The organism is Amycolatopsis thermalba, from assembly GCF_003385215.1.
GTDB classification, from domain to species: Bacteria; Actinomycetota; Actinomycetes; order Mycobacteriales; family Pseudonocardiaceae; genus Amycolatopsis_E; species Amycolatopsis_E thermalba.
In genome coordinates this window covers 69,452-76,483 of the sequence record NZ_PQHW01000020.1, presented here as the reverse complement: position 1 = coordinate 76,483, position 7,032 = coordinate 69,452, and the positions used below count along the sequence as shown (strand labels likewise).

Sequence of the window (7,032 nt, the reverse complement as noted above, 5' to 3'; positions counted from 1 at the left end):
GCCCGTCACGTCTGCACCCGGCCCGGCCCGGCACGCCGGCCCCCGGCTCGGCCCGGCACGTCGGCCCCCGGCTCGGCCCGGCACCGCCCTCCGGCTCGGCCCGGCACGTCGGCCCCCGGCTCGGCCCGGCACGTCGACCCCCGGCTCGGCCCGGCACCCCCTCCGGCGCCGGGCGTCCGCTCGCCTGCGGCCCCTCGGAATCGCGCGGCCCGTCGGCAAACCTGCGCCGCGAGTGGCTTCGCCGCACCCCCGCGCGTGGGTGACCGTCAGCCGGCGCGGCGCTCCGGTAGCCGTACGTGCGGGCGGCGCCCGCGGGAGATCGTCCGGGGCGGGGGTACCAGGCCGGCGTCCGCCAGCAGCTCGACCGCGGCCAGCTCCTCGCTGTCGAGTTCGACCACCGGGGGTGCGTCGACCACGGCGCTCAGCACGCAGTCACCGCAGGCGCGGCCCCGCAGCGTGCACCGGTTGCACTCGATGATCACGGTGTTGTCGTTCATGGTGTGCCTCCTCGGTTCCTTCTGAGGTGCACGGTACGAGTGACCACCGACAATTTCGGGCGCGCGTATCGAACGAATGGACCAACGGTGCGCCAGCAAACCGCTGACCAGCGGAAACTCCGCTGAAAAAATTCCTCAGACCCGTCCCAGACGAGCCAGCAGCACCGCCGAAGCCACCGGGTGCGCCCCCGATCGCCGCACCGAGTCGGCCACCGCGCGGTCCGTCGAGGCCACCACCAGCGGCCGCCCCTGGGGCTCAGCCGCCACGAGCGACCGGATCACGTCGTCCGCGATCACGCCCGGGTCGGAGAACAGCACGCGCACCCCGCGGGCGCTCACGGTCGGCACCGACATCACCTCGGCGCCGTCGAACACCACCGTGATCTCCGCGCCGGTCCGCGCCGCCAGCGCCCCGAGCTGCTGGACCAGCCGGTTGCGCTGGTCGGCCAGCGCCAGCTCCGGATAACCGGTCTTGGTCACGTTGTAGCCGTCGACGATCAGGTGGACGCTGGGCAGCGCGAGCAGCCGGTCCAGCACCGCCGGATCCCGCACCTGACGCCCGGCCCCGGTCCCCGACGACGCCCCCGGCACCGTGTCCGCGGGCCGCCGCGAGCTGGTGTCCAGCGACAGCTCCCGCCGCAACCCGGACACCGCGCCCTGCAGCGTGTCCACGAGCAGCGACAACCGCACCTCGTCGGCTTCCCGGGCCTCCTTCGCGGACTGGCGGGCGATCTCCGCGTCCGCCGCCGCCCGCTCGGCCCGGGCCCGCTCGGCGGCCGCCCGCTGGCGCTCACGCTCCAGCTGAGCGGTCACCGCGGCCACCTCCTGCTCCCGCCGCACGTCGGCCTGCGCCAGCAGCTCACGCGCCTCCTCAGCGGCGTCCTTGGCCTGCCGCAGCTGCGTGCCCTGCTCCCGCAGGCGGTTGCGGAGCTTGGTCAGCTCCTCCTCGCGCTCCTGGCGGGCCCGCTCGACGGCCTCCAGCGCCTGCGTCAGCTCCTCCCGCACCCGCGCCAGCTCCGCCTCCAGCCGCTGGCTGCGCGCCACCGCGGCGTCGCGCTCGGCGCGCAGCGCCGTCTCCGCCGCGTTCTTGACCACCAGCCGCACCCGGGTGGCCGCGCTGGCCTCGCCCAGCAGGACGGCCGCCACCGCGGCGGCCACCGGATCGGGGTCGTTCGGGTCGAGCGCGTCCGGCCGGTACTCACGCACCCACTCCAGGACGGCGGTGCGGAACGCCGTCGAGTCCTCCAGCGTTGTGAGGAGCGCCGCACCACCCAGCTTGGCCCGCTTCGCCGGCGCGAACTTCGCGACCGGGCGCAGCTGCTGCGGGATGTCGATGCGCGGGATCTTCCCCAGTGCCTCGGCGGCCAGCTCGGCGAGCCGGCCGCGCACCGGCTCGGGCAGATCGCGCCAGCTCACGGACCTGGCGTCCGGCTCCGGGCGCGGGCTCGCCGCGGCGGCCCGGAGACCGGGGTCTTCGGGCTCTTCGGCGTGCACTGAGGGAAACATCCATCCAGGGTAGTCCGCTTCGGTAACGATCACCGGTCGTGCCGTGATCCGGGATTGTCGGTCCCCCTCCCTAGGGTGCCGATCATGCACCTGGCGGACCGCGCGCAACTGACCTTCGACGAACTCGGCACGCCGTTGCGGGACACCACCTTCGTGGTGTTCGACCTGGAGACCACCGGGACCAAGCCGGGCCCGCACGGCATCACCGAGATCGGCGCGGTCAAGGTCCGCGGCGGCGAGGTGCTGGGTGAGTTCGCCACCCTCGTCGACCCGGGGATGCCGATCCCGCCGCAGATCGTCGCGCTGACCGGCATCACCTCGGCGATGCTGCACGACGCGCCGAAGATCGACCGCGTGCTGCCCGCGTTCCTGGAGTTCGCCAGCGGCGCCGTGCTGGTCGCGCACAACGCGCCGTTCGACACGTCGTTCATGCGCGCGGCCTGCCTGCACCACGGCTACGCGTGGCCCAGGCCGGCCGTGGTGTGCACGGTCCGGCTGGCGCGCCGCGTGCTGACCCGGCAGGACAGTCCCAGCTTCCGGCTGTCCGCGCTGGCGGCCCTGTTCGGCTCGCCGGTGACGCCGAACCACCGCGCGCTGGAGGACGCCCGCGCCACCGTCCACGTGCTGCACGCGCTGCTGGAGCGCGTCGGCAACGTCGGCGTGCAGTCCCTGGAGGAGCTGCTCGACTACCTGCCCGAGGTGACGCCGGCCCAGCGGCGCAAGCGCGGCCTGGCTGCCCACCTGCCGGAACGCCCGGGCGTCTACCTCTTCCGCGGCCCGGGCGACGAGGTCCTCTACGTCGGCACGGCGAGCAACCTGCGGCGCCGCGTGCGCCAGTACTTCACCGGTTCGGACAGCCGCGGCCGGATCCGCGAGATGGTCGCCCTCGCCGGGCGGGTCGACGGCATCGAGTGCAGCCACGCCCTGGAGGCCCAGGTCCGGGAGCTGCGGCTGATCGCCGCGCACCGGCCCGCCTACAACCGGCGGTCGAAGAACCCGCGCAAGTCGTGGTGGATCGTGCTGACCGACGAGGCGTTCCCGCGCCTGTCGGTGGTGCGGCTGCCCAAGGACGGCGCACTCGGGCCGTTCTCGTCGCAGGTCACGGCCAAGATCGCGGCGGACGCCCTGGCGAGCGCGGCCGGCCTGCGCACCTGCACCCAGCGGATCCCCGCGCATTCCCCGTCGGGCCGGCCGTGCGCGCTCGCCGAGCTCGGCCGGTGCGGGGCGCCGTGCGCCGGACGGCAGAGCGTCGAGGAGTACTCCCCCGGCGTGCACGCGATCGCCGCCCTGGTCGCCGGGCGCGGCGCCCGGCCACTGGAGTCCGCGCGCCGCCAGCTCGACGACCTGGCCGGGGCCGAACACTTCGAGCAGGCCGCGCGGCGGCGGGACGAGCTGGCCGTGCTGGTGCGCGCGGTGGACCGGGCGCACCGGCTGTCCGCGCTGGCAGCGATCCCGGAACTGGTCGCCGCGGCTCCGGACGGCAACCGCGGGTGGGAGTTCGCGGTGATCCGGCACGGCAGGCTGGCCTCCGCCGGAGTGGCCCGCCGAGGCGTGCCGCCCATGCCCGTGGTCGAGCAGCTCGTGGCATCGGCGGAGACGGTCGAGCCGGGCCCCGGGCCCCTCTACGGGGCGCCGCCCGAGGAGACCTCGATCCTGCTGCGCTGGCTCACCCGGCCCGGTGTGCGGCTGGTGCGCACCGCCGTGCCGTGGTCGGAGCCCGCGCACGGCGCCGGCCCGTGGCGCGGCTGGCTGGAGCAGGTCGCCACCGCCGTGTCGCTCGAGCAGGCCGGGTAGGGACGCGGGGAGCTACGATCGCCGCGCTACCCAATTCATGCGAGGAGGACGCGAGTGATCACCGCGATCGTGCTGATCCATGCCGTGGCGGACAGCATCCCGGAGACCGCGCAGGCGATCGCCGACATCGACGGCGTGGCGGAGGTGTACTCGTGCGCCGGCGACGTCGACCTGATCGCGATCGTGCGCGTGCACGCCCACGAGGAGCTCGCCGACCTCATCCCGGCCCGGATCGGCAAGGTGCCCGGCGTGATCGACACCGACACGCACATCGCGTTCCGGTCCTACTCCACCGCCGACACCGAGTCCGCGTTCGCGATCGGCATCGAGGACGCCGACTGACCGGACGAAACGAGAAAGGGCCCCCGGATCGCTCCGGGGGCCCTTCTCGTGACCGTGGACTAGTGGTCCGGCGTCTTCCAGCCCGCCGGGACCTCGCCCTTCTCGGGCAGCTCGCCCGGGACGTGGCCGTTGCCGTGCCCGTCGCCGCGGGCCCGGTCGAGCGCCGCGGTCTCCTCCACCGGGTCCGGCGCCAGCATCGTGCCCGGCACCGCGCGCCCGGCCGCGCCGAGCTTGTTCATCTTCTTCGGCACCGCCGCGCCCTGGTACTCCAGCGGGATGGCGTGGCCGTGGTCGTCCACACCGCCCAGCGGCTGGTGGATCTCGATGAACTCACCATGGGGCAGGCGCTTGATGATGCCGGTCTCGATGCCGTGCTCCAGCACCTCGCGGTCGGACCGCTGCAGGCCCAGGCAGATCCGGTAGGTGATGAAGTACGCCAGCGGCGGCAGCACCAGGATGCCGATGCGGCCGGCCCACGTCGTCGCGTTCAGCGAGATGTTGAACTTGTCCGCGATGATGTCGTTGAACCCGGACAGCTCGATCACCATGAAGAACGCCAGCGCCATCATGCCGATCGAGGTGCGGACCGGTGCGTCACGCGGGCGCTGCAGGAGGTTGTGGTGCGCGGTGTCGCCGGACAGCTTCCGCTCGATGAACGGGTAGGCGATCAGCAGCGCGAACAGGATCGGCATCCAGAGCGCACCGGCGAAGAACACCGCCGGGACCGTGTAGTTGCCCAGGTAGAGCTCCCACGCCGGGAAGATGCGCAGCAGGCCGTCGGCCCAGGCGAGGTACCAGTCCGGCTGCGAGCCCGCGGACACCTGCCCCGGGTTGTACGGGCCCAGGTTCCAGATCGGGTTGATCTGGAAGAGACCCGACATCATCGACAGGATGCCGGTGACGATGACGAAGAAGGCACCGGCCTTCGCGGCGAACACCGGCATGATCCGGACGCCGACGACGTTGGTCTCCTTGCGCCGCACGCCGGGGAACTGGGTGTGTTTCTGGTACCAGACCAGCGCCAGGTGCACCCCGACCAGCGCGAGCATGATGCCCGGAATCAACAAGATGTGCAGCGTGTACAAGCGCGGCACGATCTCGTCGCCGGGGAACTCCCCGCCGAACAACGCCCAGTGCAGCCAGGTGCCCATGATCGGCACCGAGAGCACGATGCCCGACATCGTGGCGCGGATACCGGTACCCGACAGCAGGTCGTCCGGCAGCGAGTAGCCGAAGAAGCCCTCGAACATGCCGAGGATCAGCAGCAGCGCGCCGATGACCCAGTTGGCCTCACGCGGCCTGCGGAACGCTCCGGTGAAGAAGATCCGGAACATGTGCACCATCATGGCCGCGACGAACACCAGCGCGGCCCAGTGGTGCAGCTGGCGGACGAACAGGCCGCCGCGGACCTCGAACGAGATCTCCAGGGTCGTCTGGAACGCGCGGGACATCTCGACGCCCTGCAGGTTCTTGAACGGCCCGTTGTAGACGACCTCGGTCATCGACGGATCGAAGAACAGGGTCAGGTAGACGCCCGTGATGATCACGACGATGAAGCTGTAGAGCGCGATCTCGCCGAGCAGGAACGACCAGTGGGTCGGGAAGACCTTGTTCATCTGGTGCCGCAGGCCCTTGGCCAGGCGGTACCGCTGGTCCATGTTGTTCGCGGCCTCGCCGGCGTGCCGCTCCAGGGCGCCGGACCCCCGGGTCGGCGTGGTGAGTGAACTCATGACTTGCGCTCCCAATAGGCGGGGCCGACCGGCTCGATGAAGTCTCCGCGCGCCACGAAGTATCCCTCATCGTTGACCGTGATGGGCAACTGCGCAAGCGCGCGGGTCGCCGGGCCGAAGATGGGCTTGGCGTACTGCAGGGCGTCGAACTGCGACTGGTGGCACGGGCACAGGATCCGGTTGGTCCGCTGCTCGTACAGGGAGGTCGGGCATCCGACGTGACTGCAGATCTTCGTGTAGGCGTAGTAGTCGCCGAAGTTGAAGTCCTCCTGGCCCGCGCGCTTGACGACCCGCTGGGCGTCCTCGGGACGCAGGCGGATCAGCATGACCGGGGTGTCCGTGCGCATGAAGACCGCGGACAGCGCCTCGTGGTCGCCGCGCTCGCTCTCCCGGAACGGGTAGACGGTCTCCATGCCGCCCGCGTCCAGGTCCTCCGGGCGCAGCAGGACGACCTCGTGCGGCTTGCCGGTGTAGCGGCGCAGGTAGACGGTCTCGCCCGGGTGCGCCGGCTTCCACGGCGTGTGGGCCAGGTTGTCCGGGGAATCGGGGTCGGCCCACGGGTTCTTGATGAACGAGGCGACCGGCAGGGCGACCAGGCCCAGGCCCATCACACCGGCGCCGAGGCCGGCGGTGCGCTTGACCAGGGAGCGGCGGCCGATGGTGCTGCGGTTACCCGCGTCGGCCAGCTGCGCGACGATGGTCTTGCGGTCGATCTCGGCCGAACCCTTGCCGTCGCCGTCGTGCCGCTCCTGCACCGCGAGCTCGTTCGGGATGAACCGCTTGGTGTAGAGCAGCACGCCGATGCCCAGCGCGAGGATCGACAGGCCGAGCGTGAAGCCCAGCACGGGCGTGTAGAGCGCGTACGTCTCGTACTCGCCGGTGTCCGGAGCCTTGTACTCCCACCACTCCGGCCAGCAGATGGTCACCAGGAAGCCCAGACCGGCCAGCGCCGCGATGGTGAACCACAGCGCGACGACCCGCTCCGCGCGCTTCTCGGCGCGGGTGCCCTTGACCGGCCACGGGTCCGGGTAGTCGACCAGCTCGACGCCATCGAGCTTCGTCCCCAGCTCCACCAGCTGGTCGCGGTCCATCTCGGCCAGTTCGGCCTCGGAAGGCTGGGGAACCCCCGGCTCGCGCCCGGCGCCCGGGTGCTCTTCCATGCT

6 protein-coding genes are annotated in these 7,032 nt (G+C 72.1%); 2 read left to right on the top strand and 4 right to left on the bottom strand.

Features of this window, described 5'->3' with window-relative positions:
- Positions 1-266 precede the first annotated feature (266 nt).
- Positions 267-497: a hypothetical protein gene (locus D0D15_RS11500; RefSeq protein ID WP_094004345.1), complete on the bottom strand. Its 231-nt coding sequence runs from the start codon at positions 495-497 to the stop codon at positions 267-269.
- 135 nt (positions 498-632) lie between these two features.
- Entirely contained in the window at positions 633-2,003 is a 1,371-nt protein-coding gene (locus tag D0D15_RS11495) for an NYN domain-containing protein (protein WP_167481493.1), read from the bottom strand.
- An 84-nt stretch (positions 2,004-2,087) separates the two neighbouring features.
- Between D0D15_RS11495 and D0D15_RS11490 the strand changes: the two genes are divergently transcribed.
- Both D0D15_RS11490 and D0D15_RS11485 read left to right on the top strand, forming a co-directional pair.
- Positions 2,088-3,797: a DEDD exonuclease domain-containing protein gene (locus D0D15_RS11490; RefSeq protein WP_115944418.1), complete on the top strand. Its 1,710-nt coding sequence runs from the start codon at positions 2,088-2,090 to the stop codon at positions 3,795-3,797.
- A 54-nt stretch (positions 3,798-3,851) separates the two neighbouring features.
- On the top strand, positions 3,852-4,139 hold the full coding sequence (locus tag D0D15_RS11485; RefSeq protein ID WP_094004343.1) for an Lrp/AsnC family transcriptional regulator: 288 nt from the start codon (positions 3,852-3,854) through the stop codon (positions 4,137-4,139).
- 59 nt (positions 4,140-4,198) lie between these two features.
- Here the strand turns inward: D0D15_RS11485 and qcrB are convergent, their stop codons facing one another.
- Together qcrB and qcrA are read right to left on the bottom strand one after the other, a co-directional pair.
- A complete protein-coding gene (gene qcrB / locus D0D15_RS11480) occupies positions 4,199-5,869 on the bottom strand; it encodes a cytochrome bc1 complex cytochrome b subunit (RefSeq protein ID WP_094004342.1) in 1,671 nt (556 codons plus the stop codon).
- The gene (qcrA, locus tag D0D15_RS11475) at positions 5,866-7,029 is read right to left on the bottom strand and encodes a cytochrome bc1 complex Rieske iron-sulfur subunit (protein ID WP_094004341.1); all 1,164 of its coding nucleotides are present in this window, start codon (positions 7,027-7,029) and stop codon (positions 5,866-5,868) included. The genes qcrB and qcrA overlap by 4 nt, the downstream gene beginning before the upstream one ends.
- Positions 7,030-7,032 lie beyond the last annotated feature (3 nt).

Excerpts from the sequence above, each read along its gene's own strand:
- qcrA (WP_094004341.1), bottom strand. The coding sequence starts at position 7,029 with ATGGAAGAGCACCCGGGCGCCGGGCGCGAGCCGGGGGTTCCCCAGCCT.
- qcrB (WP_094004342.1), bottom strand. The coding sequence starts at position 5,869 with ATGAGTTCACTCACCACGCCGACCCGGGGGTCCGGCGCCCTGGAGCGG.
- D0D15_RS11500 (WP_094004345.1), bottom strand. The coding sequence starts at position 497 with ATGAACGACAACACCGTGATCATCGAGTGCAACCGGTGCACGCTGCGG.
- D0D15_RS11495 (WP_167481493.1), bottom strand. The coding sequence starts at position 2,003 with ATGTTTCCCTCAGTGCACGCCGAAGAGCCCGAAGACCCCGGTCTCCGG.
- D0D15_RS11490 (WP_115944418.1), top strand. The coding sequence starts at position 2,088 with ATGCACCTGGCGGACCGCGCGCAACTGACCTTCGACGAACTCGGCACG.